Annotated in this window: 19 protein-coding genes and 2 pseudogenes; 5 read left to right on the forward strand and 16 right to left on the reverse strand. The window is 34.0% G+C overall.

The window, feature by feature from the left end:
* Positions 1-329: 329 nt before the first annotated feature.
* Together J3U00_RS05195 and J3U00_RS05200 are read left to right on the forward strand one after the other, a co-directional pair.
* Complete coding sequence (locus J3U00_RS05195; protein ID WP_267331777.1) at positions 330-1,502, forward strand: M20 aminoacylase family protein; 1,173 nt, start codon at positions 330-332, stop codon at positions 1,500-1,502.
* Positions 1,503-1,517: 15 nt separating this feature from the next.
* Entirely contained in the window at positions 1,518-2,942 is a 1,425-nt protein-coding gene (locus J3U00_RS05200) for an MFS transporter (RefSeq protein WP_267331778.1), read from the forward strand.
* An 89-nt stretch (positions 2,943-3,031) separates the two neighbouring features.
* Here the strand turns inward: J3U00_RS05200 and J3U00_RS05205 are convergent.
* Both J3U00_RS05205 and J3U00_RS05210 read right to left on the reverse strand, forming a co-directional pair.
* Positions 3,032-3,214 (reverse strand): annotated as a pseudogene (locus J3U00_RS05205) (tRNA uridine-5-carboxymethylaminomethyl(34) synthesis GTPase MnmE); the annotation flags it as partial.
* Between the two features lie 272 nt (positions 3,215-3,486).
* A complete protein-coding gene (locus J3U00_RS05210) occupies positions 3,487-4,389 on the reverse strand; it encodes a DMT family transporter (protein WP_267331779.1) in 903 nt (300 codons plus the stop codon).
* 148 nt (positions 4,390-4,537) lie between these two features.
* On the opposite strand from J3U00_RS05210, the gene J3U00_RS05215 reads away from it, so the two are divergent.
* Positions 4,538-5,428, forward strand: a complete 891-nt coding sequence (locus J3U00_RS05215) for a LysR family transcriptional regulator (RefSeq protein ID WP_267331780.1) — start codon at positions 4,538-4,540, stop codon at positions 5,426-5,428.
* Positions 5,429-5,610: 182 nt separating this feature from the next.
* On the opposite strand, the gene mnmE is transcribed toward J3U00_RS05215, so the two are convergent.
* The 3 genes from mnmE to J3U00_RS05230 all read right to left on the reverse strand — a co-directional run bounded on the left by mnmE (position 5,611) and on the right by J3U00_RS05230 (position 8,232).
* Entirely contained in the window at positions 5,611-6,972 is a 1,362-nt protein-coding gene (mnmE, locus tag J3U00_RS05220; RefSeq protein WP_267331781.1) for a tRNA uridine-5-carboxymethylaminomethyl(34) synthesis GTPase MnmE, read from the reverse strand.
* A gap of 95 nt (positions 6,973-7,067) precedes the next feature.
* Positions 7,068-7,670 (reverse strand): YdcF family protein, encoded by a 603-nt coding sequence (locus J3U00_RS05225; protein ID WP_267331782.1) that lies wholly within the window; start codon positions 7,668-7,670, stop codon positions 7,068-7,070.
* A 10-nt stretch (positions 7,671-7,680) separates the two neighbouring features.
* Positions 7,681-8,232: a DNA-3-methyladenine glycosylase I gene (locus J3U00_RS05230; protein ID WP_267331783.1), complete on the reverse strand. Its 552-nt coding sequence runs from the start codon at positions 8,230-8,232 to the stop codon at positions 7,681-7,683.
* Between the two features lie 243 nt (positions 8,233-8,475).
* Here J3U00_RS05230 and J3U00_RS05235 point away from each other — a divergent pair, with 243 nt between their 5' ends.
* Positions 8,476-9,825 (forward strand): MFS transporter, encoded by a 1,350-nt coding sequence (locus J3U00_RS05235; RefSeq protein WP_065734657.1) that lies wholly within the window; start codon positions 8,476-8,478, stop codon positions 9,823-9,825.
* A gap of 72 nt (positions 9,826-9,897) precedes the next feature.
* Here J3U00_RS05235 and gorA read toward each other — a convergent pair whose 3' ends face one another.
* The 11 genes and pseudogenes from gorA to ribE form a co-directional block, all read right to left on the reverse strand.
* A complete protein-coding gene (gene gorA, locus J3U00_RS05240) occupies positions 9,898-11,250 on the reverse strand; it encodes a glutathione-disulfide reductase (protein WP_267331784.1) in 1,353 nt (450 codons plus the stop codon).
* 192 nt (positions 11,251-11,442) lie between these two features.
* Positions 11,443-12,867, reverse strand: a complete 1,425-nt coding sequence (gene hldE / locus J3U00_RS05245) for a bifunctional D-glycero-beta-D-manno-heptose-7-phosphate kinase/D-glycero-beta-D-manno-heptose 1-phosphate adenylyltransferase HldE (RefSeq protein WP_267331785.1) — start codon at positions 12,865-12,867, stop codon at positions 11,443-11,445.
* A gap of 44 nt (positions 12,868-12,911) precedes the next feature.
* Positions 12,912-13,673, reverse strand: coding sequence for a twin-arginine translocase subunit TatC (gene tatC / locus J3U00_RS05250; RefSeq protein WP_267331786.1), 762 nt, complete (start codon positions 13,671-13,673; stop codon positions 12,912-12,914).
* Between the two features lie 14 nt (positions 13,674-13,687).
* Positions 13,688-14,011, reverse strand: a pseudogene (gene tatB / locus J3U00_RS05255) (Sec-independent protein translocase protein TatB); the annotation flags it as partial.
* A 3-nt stretch (positions 14,012-14,014) separates the two neighbouring features.
* Positions 14,015-14,227: a twin-arginine translocase TatA/TatE family subunit gene (gene tatA, locus J3U00_RS05260; RefSeq protein ID WP_065563594.1), complete on the reverse strand. Its 213-nt coding sequence runs from the start codon at positions 14,225-14,227 to the stop codon at positions 14,015-14,017.
* Positions 14,228-14,299: 72 nt separating this feature from the next.
* Entirely contained in the window at positions 14,300-15,841 is a 1,542-nt protein-coding gene (ubiB, locus tag J3U00_RS05265) for a ubiquinone biosynthesis regulatory protein kinase UbiB (RefSeq protein ID WP_267331787.1), read from the reverse strand.
* Between the two features lie 15 nt (positions 15,842-15,856).
* Positions 15,857-16,627 (reverse strand): bifunctional demethylmenaquinone methyltransferase/2-methoxy-6-polyprenyl-1,4-benzoquinol methylase UbiE, encoded by a 771-nt coding sequence (gene ubiE, locus J3U00_RS05270; protein WP_267331788.1) that lies wholly within the window; start codon positions 16,625-16,627, stop codon positions 15,857-15,859.
* Positions 16,628-16,689: 62 nt separating this feature from the next.
* Positions 16,690-17,625 carry a multifunctional transcriptional regulator/nicotinamide-nucleotide adenylyltransferase/ribosylnicotinamide kinase NadR gene (gene nadR, locus J3U00_RS05275; RefSeq protein ID WP_267331789.1) on the reverse strand — a complete coding sequence of 312 codons (936 nt, stop codon included), beginning with the start codon at positions 17,623-17,625 and terminating at the stop codon, positions 16,690-16,692.
* A 144-nt stretch (positions 17,626-17,769) separates the two neighbouring features.
* The gene (locus J3U00_RS05280) at positions 17,770-18,807 is read right to left on the reverse strand and encodes a TrmH family RNA methyltransferase (protein WP_267331790.1); all 1,038 of its coding nucleotides are present in this window, start codon (positions 18,805-18,807) and stop codon (positions 17,770-17,772) included.
* Between the two features lie 21 nt (positions 18,808-18,828).
* A complete protein-coding gene (gene nusB / locus J3U00_RS05285; protein WP_218058472.1) occupies positions 18,829-19,248 on the reverse strand; it encodes a transcription antitermination factor NusB in 420 nt (139 codons plus the stop codon).
* A gap of 4 nt (positions 19,249-19,252) precedes the next feature.
* Complete coding sequence (gene ribE, locus J3U00_RS05290; RefSeq protein ID WP_416380190.1) at positions 19,253-19,723, reverse strand: 6,7-dimethyl-8-ribityllumazine synthase; 471 nt, start codon at positions 19,721-19,723, stop codon at positions 19,253-19,255.
* A gap of 360 nt (positions 19,724-20,083) precedes the next feature.
* Between ribE and lpcA the strand changes: the two genes are divergently transcribed.
* Positions 20,084-20,659: a D-sedoheptulose 7-phosphate isomerase gene (gene lpcA, locus J3U00_RS05295; protein WP_065734664.1), complete on the forward strand. Its 576-nt coding sequence runs from the start codon at positions 20,084-20,086 to the stop codon at positions 20,657-20,659.

Consider the following 20,659-nt stretch of genomic DNA (forward strand, 5'->3'; position numbering starts at 1 on the left):
CAATAAGCCTACAAAAAAAACACCTCAGAATAATGAAAATTTATAAGATTTATATCTGTTATTAATAAATCGTAATGATTGAGCGTTTCTGCTCCTTTATACTCAAATAAACCATGGTGCCAAGAAAAATAAGAAAGGTTATCCTTCAAGAATAAAAATTGAATAACAGAAATAATCGACTTATACAAAATTAGATTGTATATTTATTCATCTATGTGGTTTTGATAACAAAGTTAGTTTTTGTTTTTAAATATAATTTTAACTTAGATGTATAGTTCCATTTTTATTTTTTTCTCATAAACGATATTCAGGTTAATTAGGAGCCTAAAATGCAGCATATTATGGAAACGATTAGAAAAACAGAACAAGAATTTGTTGATATTCGACATCAGATTCATAAACATCCTGAGTTAGGTTTTGAAGAGAAAAAAACCAGTGATTTAGTTGCAAATAAGCTATCTGAATGGGGCTATGAGGTTCATCGTGGTCTAGCAAAAACTGGCGTCGTTGGTGTTTTGAAAAATGGCGCTAGTAATAAGAAAATAGGTATTAGAGCTGACATGGATGCATTACCTATTGTTGAAGCTTCGGGTAAACCTTGGAGCAGTGTTAGCCATGGTAAATTCCACGGTTGTGGTCATGATGGGCATACCACTATTTTGCTATGTGCAGCTAAATATCTTGCCGAAACACGCAACTTTGATGGGACTTTACATGTCATTTTTCAACCAGCTGAAGAGTTGTTATATGGTGGGAAAGTGATGGTCGATGAGGGTTTATTTAAACAATTTCCTTGTGATGTGATTTTCGGTATTCACAATATGCCCGGATTTAAGGAAGGTCATTTTTATTTTAAAAGCGGTGCTCTTATGGCTTCATCCGATACGATACATATCACCATCAAAGGGAAAGGTGCTCATGGAGCCATGCCTGAGCGAGGAATTGATGCGACGCTTGTTGCTTGTTATATTGGCATTGCTTTACAAAGTATTGTTTCCCGCAATGTTTCACCCTTTGAGAAAGCTGTTATCACGATTGGTTGTATTCAATCTGGAGAAGCCCCCAATGTGGTGAATAGCGATGCATTGATGAAGCTAACCGTCAGAGCATTAGATAATAATACCCGGACTTTATTGCTCAAGCGTATTACCGAAATTGCCACTTCGCAGGCGGAAAGTTTTGGCGCCTCAGTTAAAATCGAACATATCAATGGTAGCCCTGTTTTACATAATGGTGCTAATGCAACAAAATTTGCATTAGAAGTTGCTCAGAAATTAGTCGGTAAAGATCGTGTTCATGATAATTGCCATCCTTTTATGGGCAGTGAAGATTTTGCTTTTATGTTAGAGAGCAATCCAAATGGTTGTTACATGATTATCGGCAATGGAGACGAACCAGGATTTTGTAGTGTTCATAATCCTGGTTATGATTTTAATGATAAATGTATTGTTCCTGCTGCGTCATATTGGGTTGCATTAACTGAAACATATTTAAGTAAATAAGGATAAATCGCTTCTATGTCTGGTTTAAATATGTCAACTTCAAAGAATTCTAGCACCAAGCAAGTTAAAAGTTATAACCGGTTAACATTAGGTATTATATTAGGAGTTATTACTTTTTGGCTGTTTGCTCAATCAATAGTCAATGTTGGACTGGCTGTTCAGCATACTGTTGGTATCACTCCAGCCTCTTTTAATTTAGCAGTAAGTTTGACTGCACTTTTCTCTGGCTGCTTTATTGTGGTTGCTGGTGGTTTAGCTGATCGCTTTGGACGAGTTCGTTTTACTTACTTTGGTTTTATTTTAAGTATTATTGGTTGTCTTTGTTTGATTTTCGCCCAAGGAGAAATATTATTTACCTTTGGACGCATTATTCAAGGCTTATCTGCAGCCTGTATTATGCCATCGACTTTAGCATTAGTGAAAACCTATTATCAAGGCAAAGATCGTCAGCGTGCATTGAGTTTTTGGTCGATTGGATCTTGGGGCGGCTCGGGCACTTGTGTGCTTGCTGGCGGTGCAATAGCGACTTATTTAGGTTGGCAATGGATCTTTATAATCTCTATTATCTGTGCTGTATTAGGTATGCTTTTGTTGAAAGGAACTCCTGAAACCAAAATTGAAGATCCTTCGAGTCTGTCAAAATTTGATTATGTAGGGCTATTTGTTTTTGTTATTACGTTAGTTTCATTAAATCTTGTGATAACCAAAGGTTCTACTTTTGGATGGACTAGTCTAACAACATTATCGTTGGCTACCGTTTGTTTTGTTTTTATGATTTTATTTTTTGTTATTGAAAAAAGTAAAGCGAGTGGCGCTTTCATTGATTTTGCATTATTTAAAAATATCCCTTACCGTGGTACTACCTTATCCAACTTTATGCTAAATGCTGTTGCAGGCACGTTAATTGTGGCCAGCACTTATACCCAACAGGGGCGAGGGTTTACCTCTTTCCAAAATGGATTATTAACTATTGGTTATTTAGTTTCGGTTTTATGTATGATTCGTGTTGGTGAAAAAATCTTACAAAAGGTAGGTGCAAAAAAACCAATGTTAATGGGACCGTTAATTACTGGTTCCGGAATTGCATTGATGACGCTGACATTTTTACCAGATATGCTTTATATTATTTCAGTATTAGGTGGCTACATTTTATTTGGTCTTGGTTTAGGTTTTTATGCGACACCTTCGATTGACACAGCAATTTCTAGCGCCCCTGAAGATAAAGTTGGTATTGCATCAGGAATATATAAAATGGCAAGTTCATTAGGCGGTGCTTTTGGTGTCGCCATTTCAGCATCAATTTATGCTGCAGTTATTGCCAGTGGTCAAAGTATAGCAACTGGTGCAGCAATTGCATTATGGATTAATGTCGGATTTTGTCTGTTATGTTTTATTTCAATTTTATTTTTAGTTCCAAATAATGCCGGCAAAAATAAATAGCTTAAGTTAATTTTTAATTCTTAAAACACTTCATAGGGATATGACTTTTTATTTATATCCCTATATTTCTAACCAACATTATGTTCAGCTTATTTACCAATGCAAAATGAGCTGAATATGCGCCCTAGTAGATCATTGGAGGTAAATTCGCCAGTAATTTCACTCAATGACTCTTGCGCAAGCCGAAGTTCTTCTGCTAATAGTTCGCCAGCATGAAATGTTGTGAGCTGGTATTTACCATTATTTAAATGCTCTGCTGCTTTTTCAAGTGCTTATAAATGTCAGTGATAAGCCAAAAGTCTCATCCCGTGCTACTCATAAAACACATTACCTGTTTGATATAATCACATATTTAGGTTAATAGCTGATCCTTTTCGTACTAATTGAATGAGGGAATAGCCATAACGAGTACAAATCTACTTAACCGTCATTGCACAAAACATTAAATGACATTTTACTCAAAAAATCTTTAAACAAAAAAACTCTCGAACTTATGGTTAATTATGTCAAATAATGATTATTGAATTGTGATATTAGGACTTTTTTAACGATTAATTTTTAATATTTGATAAGATCCTGTCGCATATATCACTCCACTTATAACTAAAAGGGCTCCAGCTAACTGTAATAAATTGGGTATTGTACCGGTTATAAAAGCGAGTAATAAAGTAAAAACAGGTACGAAATTGAAAAACAATGAAGTATTAGCTGCACCGAGTTCTTTTATCCCAACATTCCAAAATAAATATGCTAATACTGAACCAACAAGTCCCATATAAATAAGAATAATTTGATTGTATGTTGAAATTTCTTCAATCTCTTTTATTAAGTCACTTTGATAAAAAGAAAATACAACTATTCCTATAGTACCAAATAACATCGTAAAAGCTGTTGTTTGTAATGGTGTCGAATCGGATATAAATCTACGACATCCAACAGTGTAGGTTGCCCAAGCCAGATTTCCCAATAAAATAATCAAATCACCACGAGTAAAATGTAATTTAAATATATTATTTATATCACCATGGCTTATCACTAAAATTACACCAATCAAGCTGATCAACATCCCTACAGTTTGTGGCAATGAAACACGGTGTTTTTCTGTAATTGATGATATTAATATGGTTGTCACTGGCGATGTAGCCATAATAAGTGCACCATTTAAAGCGGATGTAGTTTGTAACCCGATAAAAAAGGCTAAATTGAAGCCTGTAATGCCACATAATCCAAGTAAAATTAATGGTTTCCAATTTAATTTAAATGCATTGATGTTGCCTTTATCTTTAATGATCATAAAAACAAAAATAGCTAATGTTGCAATAATAAAACGTTCAGAAGCTGCTGTAAGTGGCGATACGGAAGAGACAACTATCGAACCAGCATTAAAATTAGTTCCCCAAAAAAAGGTTGATAGTATAACAAGTAAAATTGTAATTTTTTTTTTCATTTTAATCTCTATTTTATTCATAAAAAGGCATCTAATGGTATCAAGTTAGTCCACGTTGCTTAAGGTAGGTCAATAACTGATAGATTTTGATTTTATGAATAATTCATTCATAGTACAATAAACAAAAAAACAAGGTTAAATTTCAAAAATGAAATTATCATTAGATGATTTGGTCATTTTCGTTAATGTAATCAAAGAAGGTAGTATTGTTAAGGCATCGCATAAACTTTGTATGCCTTCACCAACTATAAGCAGACGTCTAACTCAATTAGAAGAGGCTATTGGCGGTCTTTTGATGCATAGAAGCAGTAGGAAGATCACCCTAACGACATTAGGACAAATGTATATTGCTAAATTTACTACCTTAGTTGAGGAGTTTGTTGAAACAGCTGAAGATTTGTATGATTTTAACCAAAAGTTATCCGGAACAATAAGAATAACTGCACCATTAAGCCTAACACATCAATGGTTTGGAAACTGTGTGTTTTCATTTATGAAAACATACCCTGATATAAAAATAGATTTAATGGCTACGAATCAGATAGTTAATTTAGCCGATATGAATATAGATATTGCCATACGCGTGGGAGATTTGACCGATAGTGATTGGATAGCAAAACGAATACTATTGTCGAAAAATATTTTGTGCTCATCCAAAGATTATTTAGAACAAATACCTATATGTACACATCCCATTGATTTACTCGATAAAAATTTAATTAATATAAGTCATAACTTAAGCTGGTCACTCACTAATACCACAAATAAAGAATATTATGAGGTACAAGCAAATCCTTATTTGATTATGGATGATACTGAACTAATAATTGACGCAACCAAAGCAGGAATGGGGATATGTTTTGTTCCATCTCAGTTTGTTCAAAAAAGTTTAGTTAATGGAGAGTTAGTGCAAGTGTTACCTAATTGGACCGGTAGCATTCGACCTATCTCTTTAATATTCAAGGATAGAAATTATATGCCAAACAGAGTGAAAGTTTTTAAACAATACATTGAAAATTATGTAAATTTAATGCTTTAGAATCCATACCTAAACGATTATCTCTCGTATTTACTGAGTATATTTTTTATCTTTTTTTGAATAACACTGAATTATTCCAGACATTACAGTAGTTCAACTCTTCTATGTCTTTATGTTCAAAAACCAAAACAACTGAATTCTGGTTTTTGACAAGTATTAGCTCGTTAACTGTAAAACTTGAATTATTTACCAATACAAAATGAACTGAATATTCTTCCTAATAAGTCATCAGATGTAAATTGACCAGTGATTTCACTCAGAGATTCTTGAGCTAATCTGAGTTCTTCCGCTAATAATTCGCCAGCATGAAATGTTGTGAGCTGGTATTTACCATTATTTAAATGCTCTGCAGCTTTTTCAAGTGCTTGTAAGTGTCGTCGACGAGCTAAAAAGCCCCCTTCTGTACTACTAGTAAAGCCCATTACCTGTTTAAGATGATCACGTAATAAGGTAATACCTTCTCCAGTTCGTGCTGATAGTTGGATAAGGCAATAACCATTTTGTTCACTATAGCCTAATGGTTCACCTGTTAAGTCTGCTTTGTTTCGAATAACGGTTACTGGCATATTTTTAGGCAAGCGTTCAATAAATTCTGGCCAAAGTTTTTCTGGGTTGGCCTCATTGGTTGTTGTGCTATCAACCATAAATAACACCCGATCCGCTTGGTCAATTTCTTGCCATGCCCGTTCAATACCGATTCGTTCTACTTCATCGCTGGCTTCTCGTAGTCCGGCAGTGTCAATGATATGCAAAGGCATACCATCGATATGAATATGTTCACGCAAAACGTCACGTGTTGTCCCTGCTATGTCAGTAACAATAGCCGCATCACGACCGGCTAATGCGTTAAGTAAACTTGATTTACCCGCATTAGGTCGACCGGCAATGACAACTTTCATGCCTTCCCGCAGTAATGAACCTTGTTTGGCTTCATGACGAACTTCATTTAATCGTTGAATAACTTGGTCAAGCTCTGCTTCTATTTTTCCGTCAGATAAAAAGTCTATTTCTTCTTCAGGAAAATCAATAGCTGCTTCTGTAAAAATACGCAAATGAATAAGCGATTCCACTAATTCATTAATCTTTTTAGAAAACACTCCTTGTAAAGATGACAAAGCAGATTTGGCCGCTTGTTCTGAACTCGCATCAATTAAATCTGCGATGGCTTCAGCTTGTGCAAGATCTAATTTATCATTTAAGAAAGCTCGCTCTGAAAATTCACCCGGTCTTGCAATACGCACACCAGAAATTTCTAAAATACGTTTTAAAAGTAGATCTAAAATAACTGGTCCACCATGACCTTGTAGTTCAAGTACATCTTCACCAGTGAACGAATTTGGATTTGGAAAAAATAAAGCAATGCCTTCATCTAACGTTGTACCATCAGCGGCTAAAAAAGGCAGATAATGAGCGTATCGTGGTTTAGGTAAGATACCTAAAACGACTTTAGCTACCTCTTGTGCTTTAGGTCCAGAAATACGCAATATACCAACACCACCACGACCAGGTGGTGTTGCCTGTGCAACAATTGTGTCTGAATTCATATTTATTAATTGTAATTAAAAATAGCAATGATTAATCATACCATGACTATCATTAAAAATCTGTAAAGGCAAGCTATCTAACTTAATTAGAATGGCTAATTATTATTTTCAACATAATCTAATGGATGGTCAAACAGCCATGAATTAAGTAAAGCTAATGGCTCTCTTATCATTGCTATATATTTATCAATATTGGTATAAGCTAACGGTGCAGGTAAACCAGTAATATCACTAATACCCGAGCGTTTAGCTAGCATAATTGAACGAAGAATATGAAAATCATTGGTCACAACAACTGTTTTGCCTAGTGGTAAAATTTGATTAGCATAAACAAACTGTTGAGCCGTTCGCCTTGATCCGTCTTCAAGATATACTCTTGAGGAATCAATACCTTTTTTAATTAGGTAATCAGCCATCACACTTGCTTCAGTTGCAGATTCATCGCTTCCTTGCCCACCACAAACAATTACTTTGGTATTTGGATTACTCTGCAAATAATTAAATGCTGTATCTAAACGATTTTGTAAGGTAAGTGGCGCTTCAGCTGGTGTTCCAACCACTTGTGATCCTAATACGACTAAAGTATCAGCATTAGTTGATGGCTTTTGATTAGCGTAAATAAAAATAATGATATTACAAACGATGAAATAAACTAATATTAATATTAGGCAATATTTTATTAATTTCATGATTGTCATCAATTTCCCCTCATTTTTTAAAGCAATCTTCGAAATGGTCGTTAACTAAGCCCATAGATTGCATAAATGCATAACAAATTGTTGATCCTACGAATGAAAATCCTTTCTTTTTCAGTGCTTTTGACATTTTATCGGATATTTCTGTACTAACAGGAACCTCACTTTTATCTTTGTAGTGATTGACTATTGGCTTACCATCAACGAATGACCAAATAAATTGTGAGAAGTCCTCATTATTATTTTGCATAGCTAAATAGGCATGAGCATTTTTTATAATGCTATTAAGTTTTAAACGATTTCGAATTAAGCCTTTATTTTTAATTAATGACTCTATATCAATAGCATTTAATTGAATAATTTTTTCTGGGTCAAAATTAAAAAAACATCGACGATATTCTTCTCTTTTTTTTAGTACGGTAATCCAAGATAATCCAGCTTGTTGTCCTTCAAGACAAATTTTTTCAAATAGTTTAAGGCTATCATATTGTGGATACCCCCATTCATTATCATGATAATTTATATATAACGGGTCATTTGTAACCCAACTGCATCGTTTTGCCATTATTTTTATCCAAATATTTTAAAATTATTATATTCGATATATAGATAGAATTTTAGTTTAATATCATTTTTTATACATATTATAAATCAAACAAACATATCGTTATAGTTGATTAAATTTTTTTATGATTAAACAAAAGACTACTTTTTATGGCAGAATGCCTTTTCAAGATTAAAATTTATCAAAGAATAGTCATTTTCTTTACTGGCTATATTCATTTAATAATAAAAATAAGGTTTTTTCATGAGTCAATCTGAAATTAACGCTGAATGGCAACCGGTCGCCCGACCATTGAATAGTAAGGATTTTAAAACATTAATATTGTCATCTTTAGGCGGAACACTTGAATTTTATGACTTTGTTATCTATGCACTATATATTGATACCATTGTCAAGCCACTATTTTTACCACATACCTTGTCACCATTAACCTTAGATTTATTTGCATGGGGGATTTTTGCTGCTGGTTATTTAGTTCGTCCTGTTGGCGGAATTATTATGGCCCACTTTGGAGATAAAGTTGGCCGAAAACGGATGTTTACCTTAAGTGTAGCAATGATGGCTTTACCTACTTTTATTATCGGTATTTTACCGACCTATGAAGCAATTGGTATTGTAGCACCATTATTATTGTTGTTGATGCGTATGTTACAAGGCGCAGCTATTGGTGGAGAAATGCCTGGTGCATGGGTATTTATCGCAGAACATACACCAAAACAACGCTATGGTTTGGGCGTTGGTACGTTAACATCAGGTATTACAGGCGGAATTTTACTTGGATTTTTCGTTACAATTATTGTTGATCTCTATTTTACTAGCCAAAATATTTTAGATTATGCTTGGCGTATACCGTTTATTATTGGTGGAATTTTTGGTGTGATTTCAGTCTATTTAAGAAAATTTTTATCTGAAACGCCAATCTTCAAGGAATTAGCTGCACGTAAAGCATTAGAAAAAAGCATTCCTGTTGTTACCGTACTAAAAAAACATAAGACAGCTTGTTTGATAGTCGCTTTGTTAACTTGGTCATTATCAACAGCAATTATGGTTGGTATTTTAATTACTCCTGGCCGTATCGTTGGCGGTATGTATCATTTTGCTAATCTGGATTGGCGTATTGGTGGATGTATTGCTGCCTTAACATTATCAATTGGCTGTGTTATTTCTGGTTGGTTAGATGATAAATTAGGTACAGCAAAAACAGTCGTCATAACTTGGGGTGGATTGGCTGTGGTAAGCATCTATTTCTATAGTTCACTAACGCCAGATATGTCATTAGCTAAACTATATTCGATTTGGGCGATATTTGGCTTATTTATCGGATCAATCGCTATGACACCAATTATAGGAACTAGAACCTTTCCACCAGCCATTCGCTATTCTGGTCTATCATTATCTTACAATTTAGCCTATGCATTGTTTAGTGCAATAACGCCGACTTTAACTATCTACTTATTAAGTCCCGATCATATATTAGGTGAATACAGTTATCTGGGAGCAGGTATTTACATCTCAGCAGTGGCTTTACTTGCTGTTTTAGTTGGTTTTTCATCATTAGCTCAAAAGGGTTGGCAAAATAGATTAGATAATTAATCATTTAACACCATATAAAAACAGGGCTTAAGCCCTGTTTTTTTTAACAAGATATAATAAATTTTCTATACATTAGCGCATTGTAACAAACTCTTCTGCCGCTGTTGGGTGAATGGCGATGGTGTTATCAAAGTCTTTTTTTGTTGCACCCATTTTTAATGCGACAGCAAAACCTTGTAAAATTTCGTCCATACCATAGCCTATACCATGAATGCCGACTATTTTTTCTTGTTCACCAATACAAACTAATTTCATTTTACACGGTTGGCGATGAGAAGTTACGGCAGTATACATAGCAGTAAACGTAGATTTATAGACCTTCACGTTTTCAGGGCCATATTGTAACATTGCTTGTGGTTCTGTTAACCCTACTGTCCCGATGGGTGGATGGGTAAATACCACCGTTGGAATATTAGTATAATCTAGATGTTCATTTGGTTTATTGTTGAAAAGTCGCTCAGATAAGCGTCGACCAGCAGCAACTGCAACTGGAGTTAATGCCGCAGCTCCAGTATCATCGCCAACAGAATAAATTCCTGCTACATTAGTATTTTGATACTCATCAACAATAATAAACCCATTATTGTCAACTTTAATGCCAGCTGCAGATAAATTCATTTCTTTAGTTGCAGGTTCTCGTCCTATTGCCCAAATTAAACAATCAACAGTATAACTTTTACCATCTTCTAATGTTAACGTTAATGATTCATCAACGTTTTTAGTGACAGAAGATGGAATTGTAAAAGTATGCAAATGCTGACCATCATTAGTTATAACTTCCATTAATGTTTCAACAATTAATGGATCGAAAGCACGTAATGGTGTGCCTTGCCGAACAAATTGATGAGTTTCAGCACCTAGCGAGTGTAAAACACTGGCAATTTCACAAGCTATATAGCCTGCACCAACAACGGCCACTCTTTTTGGTAATGCTTTTAATTCAAAGAATCCATCAGAAGTAATTCCATATTGCGCTCCGGGAATATTGGGTATACTTGGCTTACCACCGACAGCAATAAGAATATGATCGGCACTATAATGCACACCATTGACATCAAGCGTTTTGCTATCAATAAATTTAGCATATCCATGAATAACATCGACATTATTATTGTTTAATACTCGATCATAAGATTGATGAACACGATCAATATAAGCTGTTCGGCTAGCGATTAGTTTATCCCAATCAAAATGATTAATTGTCGTATCAAAACCATAATCAGGGCCATAATGATTAATCGCCTCAGCAATTTGTGCACCATACCACATAATTTTTTTGGGAACACACCCAACATTGACACAAGTTCCGCCTAATAATTTAGCTTCAATAATAGCGCACTTTTTACCGTAAGATGCCGCTCGATTAATTGAAGCAATACCCCCACTACCACCACCGATAGCAATATAGTCATAGTGTTTAGTCATAAAAGAAATCCTTTAAATAAATTAGCATTTGGTAGTTGATAGGTTTGCATAAAGCAGATAATAAAAAAAGTATTAATTTTGAAATTTAACGATAGTTATTATCTATTGATTGGTTTTAAAATATACCCAAACCTAAATAATTCGATAATTGACTAATTAGCTACTTAAATAAATAGCTAATTATTATATTATTTATTTCCGTTTAATCTTATCAATGATGTTTGTAGTCGAACAACCATCTTCAAAATTAAGGACTTTAACTACTCCACCTGCTTCTATAACTTCTTTTCCACCGGCGATATCTTCAGGTTTATAGTCACCACCTTTTACTAATACATCAGGTAAAATACTGGCAATCAACCTTTGTGGAGTCTCTTCTTCAAAAGGAACAACCCAGTCAACTGAATCAAGTGCACCTAATACTATCATTCTTTGCATTAATGGATTTATTGGTCGAGATTCCCCTTTCAATTGTTTTACTGAGGTATCACTATTTACTGCTACAATCAAACGGTCACCAAGCTTGCGAGCATTAGCAAGATATGAAACATGCCCAGCGTGCAAAATGTCAAAACAGCCATTAGTCATGACAATTTTTTCACCACGTAATCGTGCTTTACGAATTTCTTCTTTTAATTCATCTTCAGTCATCACCCCAAAACCATCATCTGCGCGAGCCCGAATAGCATTACTTAATTCAACTTGCGAAACAGTTGATGTTCCCAATTTACCGACAACTACACCAGCTGCAGCGTTTGCTAAATAACAGCTTTCTTCAAGTGATTGCCCTGCAGCTAATGAAGCTGCTAAAGTTGCGATTACAGTATCACCCGCACCGGTAACATCAAATACCTCTTTAGCTTGAGTTGGTAGATGGTAAACAGGTTTATCTAATTGTATTAACGTCATGCCTTTTTCACTACGAGTAACAAGCAAGGCTTTAAGATCATATTGCTTAATAAGTTGGGAACCTTTTTCAATGATCTCTTCTTCTGTTTTACATGTTCCAACTACAGCTTCAAATTCAGACATATTTGGTGTCAGTAATGTTACACCACGATAACGCTCAAAATCAGTACCTTTAGGATCAACTAATATTGGTACATTAACTTTTCGTGCTTGTTTTATCATTTCTTGTACAGCAGTTAATGCACCTTTGGCATAATCCGATAGAACCATTACTCTAGAAGTTGTAAGTGCGGTATCAATACGCTCTAAAATAGGAGTATGATCCACATTATTAAAACCTTCCTCAAAATCAATCCTTATTAATTGTTGATTTCTTGATAACACTCTTAATTTAGTAATAGTTGGATGTGTTGAGACAGATACAAAATCGCAATGAACATGTCGATTAGTAAGTTGCTCATCAAGCACCTTAGCAGGTTCATCCATTCCTGTAAGGCCAATTAAACGCGCTTTACCTCCGAGGGAGGTAATATTGAGTGCAACATTAGCTGCACCGCCAGGACGTTCTTCAAGAGAATCAATTTTAACAATTGGTACAGGCGCTTCTGGTGATATGCGATTGGTACCGCCATACCAATAGCGATCTAACATAATATCGCCAACAACAAGAACATTTGCCAGATTAAACTCAGGAAGAGATGTTTTCATTTAGTTATCCTTTACTCGTATTCATTGGATCAATTATCAATCTATTATTCATCGTCTATATTTTTATCATCATCTTGTATGGTTTTTTTTCTTGGTTGATAAAACCGGGCAAAGAATGTCCCAACTTCAAATAATAAACAGATAGGTACAGCTAATAAAATTTGTGAAAATACGTCTGGTGGTGTAACAAACATAGCTACAGCAAATACTGCTACAATAATATAAGGTCTTTTTTTACGTAGATTTTTAGGGGTTGTTACTCCTGTCCAGCACAGCAATATTATTGCAACAGGGACTTCAAATGCAAAACCAAAGACTATAAATAATGTCATGACAAAATCAAGATATTTAGTTATATCGGTATTTATCGCAACATCAACTGGAGCAGTATGAATAAAGAAGTAAAAAGCGAGAGGAAATACTGCAAAATAAGCAAACGCAATACCAATATAAAAAAGTACCGTACTTGAAATTATCAATGGCATAATTAGACGTTTTTCATGTTGATATAATGCAGGTGCAATAAATCCCCATACTTGATACAAAATATAAGGAATCGAAATAAATATCGAAACAACAGCAGTCAGTTTAATAGGAGTAAAAAATGGTGCCGCAATGTCAGTTGCAATCATGCTACTACCTTTTGGCAATTGACTAATAAGCGGATTAGCAACAATATGATAAATATCATTCGAGAAATAGAGTAAACACGTTAATACAATTAATATACAGATGATACATCGTAAAAGCCGTGTTCTTAGTTCTACTAGATGACCAATAAGTGGTTGCGTTGCGTCGTCTGTCATAATTTATCTTTATCTGAATGAATTGTTGTATCTATTTGAGAGGCGGAATCGATCTCTTTTTGTAGTGTTTCGGTTACGCGTTTTAATTCATCAATGGATTCTTGAATTTCCGGTGTTAGGGTATTTAGCCCACTTTGTTCTGCTTTTTTTAAACTATCTTGTAACTCTTGTAATTTAAGCTCTTTATTCAATTCTAACTGAACAGTTGCAGACATACGGCGGAGTACTTTTATCCAGCTTGCAACAGTTTTAATTGCAATAGGTAGACGCTCTGGTCCTAATACGACCAACCCGATAATTAAGACTAATAGTAGCTGACCAAAGCTAATATCAAACACAAGTTACTCTTTATTGGTGTGGTTATCATCAGATGAGTTGAGACGTTCCACTTTTTGTGAATCATCTGTCTCTTTTTGATCATCGTCGTCATTCATAGCTTTCTTAAAACCTTTAATTGAAGCCCCAAGATCAGAGCCCAATGAACGCAATTTTTTTGTTCCAAATAATAGAACAATAACCGCTACAAATATGAGTAATTTGGGCAAACTTGGCATATGATAAGTCTCCAATAGCTTAAAATAGTAAAATTATACACTTAAATGGTGAGATTCCAAAAAATAACTCGCTTAATGCCCGACAAGTAAAGCAATACATAAAAGACTAAGAATACTTATTGCAAACATTAATCTTTGTTGGTTTCTTTTACTACGTTGAAGTTGTTGATTAATCTGTTTTAACTGAACATGCATCAGCTTAGTCATCCGAACTTGATCATTCAACTTTTCCGGTAGCTCAACAACAAGATTTTTCCATTCTGGTAAGGAGGTCCAAACTTGATGTAATAACTTTTTAGCACTGTATTTATCTTCATACCAATTTTCTAAAAATGGTTTAGCCGTTTGCCACAAGTCAAGTTCTGGATAGAGTTGGCGCCCTAACCCTTCTATATAAAATAACGTTTTTTCAAGTAAGGTTAATTGAGGTTGAATATCCATCTCAAATTGACGTGCAACTTGAAATAGTGATAATAAAATTTGCGAAAAGGAGAGCTCACCAAGTGGTTTAGCAAATGCAGGTTCGCACACATTGCGCATAGCCATTTCTAATGCGGCAACATCCGTTGTTTCTGGAACCCAACCAGATTTGATATAAATTTGTGCAATTTTTCGATAATCTTGGTTAAAAAATGCAAGAAAATTTTCGGCCAAATAGCGTTGATCATCTTCAGTCAAAATACCTACAATTGCACAATCTATCCCAATGTAACGAGGATTTTGGGGTTCGCTTATATCCACAAAGATATTGCCCGGGTGCATATCTGCATGAAAAAAATTATCCCTAAATACTTGGGTAAAGAAAGCTTGAACACCACGCTCTGCTAATAACTTCATATTGACATTATTTCTTTTTAATTCGTCAACATTAGCTATCGGAGTACCATAAATTCGCTCTTCAACTAAAACATTTTTTCGGCACAAATCTTGATACACATATGGAATATAAAGGATCTCACTATTAATGAAATTGTCACGCAAACGAGCTGTGTTATAGGCTTCTTTCTGAAGATCCAATTCTTTTAGAAGCGTGTTTTCATAATCACTGACAATTTCTACAGCCCGTAACTTTTCACCAAATTTTATCCGTTTAGTAAATTGGTTAGCAATCCAATACATTAAGCGAATGTCAGATTTAATTATAGGTAAAATATTTGGTCGCAAAACTTTGATTACCACTTCAGCTTGGCTACTTTTTAAAGTTGCTGTATGAACTTGTGCGATGGATGCTGATGCTAATGGTTGATCATTAAAATCTGAAAAATAAAAATCTATAGGACACCCTAGAGCAGTTTCAATAATTTGTTTTGCAATTTTTCCATCGAAAGGGGGAACTTGGTCTTGTAATTTGGCTAGAGCATCGACAAGATGTTTTGGCAGCACATCGCGTCTTGTTGAAACCATTTGCCCAAATTTTATCCATACCGGACCTAGCTCTTGTAAGGCTTGACGCAACCTTTCACCAATCTCTTGTTGATTTGATTTAGGTCTAACCCAAAACAAACAAAACAATAATACTCGTAACCACCTTGAGACACGGTGTTTTGGTAATAGCTCTTCTAATCGATAAGCTCGAAATATGGTTAATATTTTATAAAGTCGAAAAAATGTCATTATTTGTTTATCACATTAAAATTTAAAACCAGTATGTAAGGCTACAATACCGCCTGTCATATTGTGATATTTAACATCGACAAACTCAGCATCTTCCATCATTTTTTTCAGTGTTTTTTGATCTGGGTGCATTCTGATAGATTCAGCTAAATATCGATAACTATCTGAATCATTGGCTACGATTTTTCCCATTAATGGCAACATAGTAAATGAGTAAAGATCGTAGGCTTTATTTAAAATTTGGTATTGTGGTTTAGAGAATTCTAGAATCAATAAACGCCCTCCTGGCTTTAAAACTCGCCACATAGATTCTAGCGCTTTTTGCTTATCAGTCACATTTCGTAGACCAAATGAGATAGTGATACAATCAAAATAGTTATCTGCAAATGGTAACTCCTCTGCATTTGCTTGTACATATTCAATATTTTTAAATAAGCCTTTATCTCGTAGTTTATCTCTACCAACCTTAAGCATCGACTCATTGATATCTGCTAATACAACTAAGCCATCATCTCCAACTATTTGTGAGAATTTAGCTGTTAAATCACCTGTACCACCAGCTAGATCAAGGACTTTTTGCCCTTTCCTAACACTACTATACTCAATAGTTATTTTTTTCCAGATTCGGTGAATACCAAATGACATTAGATCGTTCATGATATCGTATTTATCTGCAACAGAATGAAACACCTCTGCTACGCGTTTTACTTTATCTTGTTTTGGAACTTGGGTGTAACCAAAATCAATTTTATCCTGATTTTCATTTGGTTGAGAAGATTGAGACATAAAAATTCACCTATCACAAAAAGTTAGCTTATTTTATCATAAGCTAACCTAAATGTGATGAGCTAAATCAATAACGATTCAACCATTTTAGAAACAATTTCAAAATGCTGTAATGGAGTGGAATTCGCCGGTAAATCGTTTTCATGAATAATTAAATCAAATTGGTAACTACTTTTTAGTCCAATTAAGACTTCATTAGATTTGCCAAAAATTTGCTCGTAGTAGTTAGATAATGTCCCAAAATCGATCGAAGTAAAGAGAAGCTTATTAGCATTTTCTAATGATTTACTCATTCTCTCTACATGTAACATTGCAATTCTTAGATAATCATTTTCACTTAAGTAACGTTTATTTTCTAGAGTTGAAATTTCTCGTTGAATATAATTTATATACCCATTTGAAACATATTGTGTATTATAAATATTAGCTAATTTTACGGGCAATTCATTAAATTTATCATGTCCAATGATGGCGACTTTTTTAACAAAAAAAGGTCTAGCTGCTTGGGCAATGAAAGACCAATTTTGATAAGGATTTTCTCGAATTTTGGTCGCACTGATATTAACGAATTCACGATTAGCATCAATAACAACTACTGGGCAACCAAAATAGCGCTCATGCTCCGTTACATCTTGTGGTTCACTAGTAAACACAATAGATGGTTCAATTTTATTTTCTGATAATATATGTTTAATACTATCACTCCACTCTTTCCAACCATTAGGATAATAGTTAATTCCAGTTTCATCAGAAATATAAATATGAATATTATGTCTGTCTTTGAAGGTATCTTTTAACCATGAAAAACGATCACTAACTTGTGGCTGCCTAGGTAAACGACTTTTCTCAAATAGTTGTTTATCGCGAGTTGCTTCACAACCAAGCATTACATGTAATTCATCAACTTGCGTTAACGCTTTTTCAATAAGATAAATGTGGCCACTATGTAATGGATAGAACTTACCAAAAATTAAACCAACTCGATGTTTAGATGACATAATAATTACCAATACATTAAAAAACTCGATACCAATGTACAGAAAAAACAACCATTTTCTAACCAATTGATGCTATTTAATATAATGAGAAGACAAAAGTGTTAACTTCATCAAAATATTCAAAAATAACTAGAGCAATATCAATTAAGATTGATATTTAATAGTAGATAAAACAATCCCTGCTGCAACAGAAATATTTAATGCCGACATATTATCATTACCACTCAAATGCACAACATTATCAGCACAATTAATTAACTTTGTATTAATTTGTTGAAATATAATTAATACAACTTTCTTTTTAAATTGAAGTTGTGATAATTCGGTTGATTTAATGGATTTTGACTGACATGGTAATAAGGCAATTATTTGATAACCATTCTTTTTTAATATATCTATGGATACAATAAAATCATCACTTTTAATTGGTTCAATCGCTTCAATACCACCTTCAGCGACTCGCATTGCTGATCCACTATCAAGCAAATTAGTTTGACGCAAAATGATACCATTAACCCCAAAAAAAGCAGCGCTACGAACTAATCCACCTAAATTATGAGGGTTATTAACATCATCAATCGCAAGAATACAATCACGAACTTTATCATCATGTTCATGTAAATAATCAAGTAAAGAGAGTGGTATCCGTTTTTTAACAATTAAACAGACTCCACCATGATGTAGGTTTTGAGTTATTTTAGTAATTTGTTCTGTTGATACAACGTCATAACCTAGTCGTTGTTTGACTAACCAATTAATTAAATCTTTAAACTGATAAGTCATTTCTTGAGTAATAAATAATTTCACTATAGCAGAGCGTCGATGCTTAAATACAGCTCTACAACTGTTTTCACTATAAACTAAAGTCTCTTCTTTTTTTTGTCGATACTCATCATAGCCAAATGTTGGAGTTTGATCGTTATCTTTAACTTTTTTTTGCCAAGGAGAATCATGTTCATCTGATAAATTTAAGTTTACTTTAGATGACTTTATAGTTTTATTTGATGATTTTACTTTAAATGTTTCAATTCGATCATTTTTTGCTTTTGAATTAGACTGAAGACTATCATTTTTACGCTTACTTCGATGATCATTGCCTTTGTTTTTTACAGATTTCACACTTGATTGACTATTTTTGGCATAAAAAATTGAAGGCCTGCTTTTTTCGATCGTGTCGTTCATAATATTCCCAATTTAAGACAGTTATCGTGTACGAATAGTTGGAGCAACTTTATCCAATACACCATTTATAAATTTGTGGCTTTCTTCTGCGCCAAAAGTTTTTGCCAGATCAATTGCTTCATTGATAACCACTTTATAAGGGACATCATGTCTCTTCATTAATTCATAAGTTGCAATTCGTAGTACCGCTAATTCAATTTGTCCTAACTCATCAACAGTTCTTTCTGTTAGGTAAGGTGCCATTTTTTCATCTAATTCTGCTGTGTTTTTGGCAACACCATGAAGTAATTCTCTAAAATATTTACTATCAACACCTTTCATATCTTGTTCAGCTATAAAACTGCTCTCAACATCAGCAAGATCATTCTTAGAAATTTGCCAAGAGTAAATGGCTTGAACGGCACACTCTCTTGCTCGACGACGAGGATTAACTAACGCCACTAAATTACCCCTTAATTGTTTTGATAACATTTAACATTTCAAGTGCGGTTAATGCTGCTTCAGCACCTTTATTACCCGCTTTAGTTCCAGCTCGTTCGATCGCCTGCTCAATACTTTCGGTGGTTAAAATTCCAAAACCAACTGGTATTGAATACTCTAAACTAGCATTCAATAAACCTGAACTTGATTCTCCAGCAACGAAATCAAAATGAGCCGTACTGCCACGAATTACCGTACCTAATGCTACAATGGCATCATATTTTTTTGATTGTGCAGCAACTTTTGCTGCTAAAGGAATTTCGTAAGCGCCTGGTACCCAAATAACTGAAATGTTTTTATCTTCAACTTGACCAATACGAGTTAATGCATCTACTGCTCCAGTAACTAAACTTTCGTTAATAAATTGGTTAAAACGTGCCACGATAATGGCTACTTTAGCTTTTGGTGCAGCAACTTTACCTTTAACTATTTGCATATTTATTCCTTATCGATAGATTCTAGATGCAATTTTATAATCACTTTTAGTGAAAAATTTATTAGCCAATTATAGCACAGATTAAAGGGTTATCCTATTAGCAAAAATGGGGAATTAACATGTTTATAACAAGTATAAGTAAGTATGATTATTCGAAAGTTATTGTTTGTAAATTTACTGTTTATAAAGTGTAATTTTTACATTTATAAATTATCAATCCTTCAACAAAGATTTATAAATTTTTAATAATTGCATCAAAGTTTTTCCTTACTATAAGAAATTTCATTTTTATTACTTGCAAGCTGTTATTAACGAATTACAATGGTAAGAAAAAAGCTTTCTACAAAAGAGGTAAAATTGATGTACATTAACACTATTCGAGATGAGCTAAATCAAGCAATTGACGTATTAGCTAATTTCATTTCAAATGATGAAAATCTTAAACAAATTCAACAAGCGGCAATTTTAATCGCTAACTCATTTAAACAAGGTGGTAAAGTACTTTCATGTGGTAATGGAGGTTCTCATTGTGACGCTATGCATTTTGCTGAAGAGTTAACTGGCCGTTTTCGAGATAATCGACCATCCTATCCTGCCATTGCAATTTCAGATGTAAGTCATATATCTTGCGTTGGTAATGATTATGGTTTCGATTCTATTTTTTCTCGCTATGTAGAAGGTGTTGGTCAAAAAGGTGATGTACTACTAGGTATTTCAACTTCAGGAAACTCAACTAATGTCATTAAAGCGATTGAAGCAGCAAAACAAAAAGGTATGAAAATTATCACGCTTACAGGTAAAGATGGTGGAAAAATGAATGGTTTGGCTGATGTAGACATTCGTGTACCTCATTTTGGTTATGCTGATAGAGTGCAAGAAATCCATATAAAAGTGATTCATATTTTGATTTTACTCATTGAAAAAGAGATGGCTTAA

Origin of the sequence: Gilliamella sp. B3127 (assembly GCF_026536935.1) — a bacterium.
GTDB lineage: Bacteria > Pseudomonadota > Gammaproteobacteria > Enterobacterales > Orbaceae > Gilliamella > Gilliamella apicola_E.

Coding starts and splice junctions, on each gene's coding strand:
- J3U00_RS05195 (WP_267331777.1), top strand. CDS start 330: ATGCAGCATATTATGGAAACGATTAGAAAAACAGAACAAGAATTTGTT.
- J3U00_RS05200 (WP_267331778.1), top strand. CDS start 1,518: ATGTCTGGTTTAAATATGTCAACTTCAAAGAATTCTAGCACCAAGCAA.
- J3U00_RS05210 (WP_267331779.1), bottom strand. CDS start 4,389: ATGAAAAAAAAAATTACAATTTTACTTGTTATACTATCAACCTTTTTT.
- J3U00_RS05215 (WP_267331780.1), top strand. CDS start 4,538: ATGAAATTATCATTAGATGATTTGGTCATTTTCGTTAATGTAATCAAA.
- mnmE (WP_267331781.1), bottom strand. CDS start 6,972: ATGAATTCAGACACAATTGTTGCACAGGCAACACCACCTGGTCGTGGT.
- J3U00_RS05225 (WP_267331782.1), bottom strand. CDS start 7,670: ATGACAATCATGAAATTAATAAAATATTGCCTAATATTAATATTAGTT.
- J3U00_RS05230 (WP_267331783.1), bottom strand. CDS start 8,232: ATGGCAAAACGATGCAGTTGGGTTACAAATGACCCGTTATATATAAAT.
- J3U00_RS05235 (WP_065734657.1), top strand. CDS start 8,476: ATGAGTCAATCTGAAATTAACGCTGAATGGCAACCGGTCGCCCGACCA.
- gorA (WP_267331784.1), bottom strand. CDS start 11,250: ATGACTAAACACTATGACTATATTGCTATCGGTGGTGGTAGTGGGGGT.
- hldE (WP_267331785.1), bottom strand. CDS start 12,867: ATGAAAACATCTCTTCCTGAGTTTAATCTGGCAAATGTTCTTGTTGTT.
- tatC (WP_267331786.1), bottom strand. CDS start 13,673: ATGACAGACGACGCAACGCAACCACTTATTGGTCATCTAGTAGAACTA.
- tatA (WP_065563594.1), bottom strand. CDS start 14,227: ATGCCAAGTTTGCCCAAATTACTCATATTTGTAGCGGTTATTGTTCTA.
- ubiB (WP_267331787.1), bottom strand. CDS start 15,841: ATGACATTTTTTCGACTTTATAAAATATTAACCATATTTCGAGCTTAT.
- ubiE (WP_267331788.1), bottom strand. CDS start 16,627: ATGTCTCAATCTTCTCAACCAAATGAAAATCAGGATAAAATTGATTTT.
- nadR (WP_267331789.1), bottom strand. CDS start 17,625: ATGTCATCTAAACATCGAGTTGGTTTAATTTTTGGTAAGTTCTATCCA.
- J3U00_RS05280 (WP_267331790.1), bottom strand. CDS start 18,807: ATGAACGACACGATCGAAAAAAGCAGGCCTTCAATTTTTTATGCCAAA.
- ribE (WP_416380190.1), bottom strand. CDS start 19,723: ATGCAAATAGTTAAAGGTAAAGTTGCTGCACCAAAAGCTAAAGTAGCC.
- lpcA (WP_065734664.1), top strand. CDS start 20,084: ATGTACATTAACACTATTCGAGATGAGCTAAATCAAGCAATTGACGTA.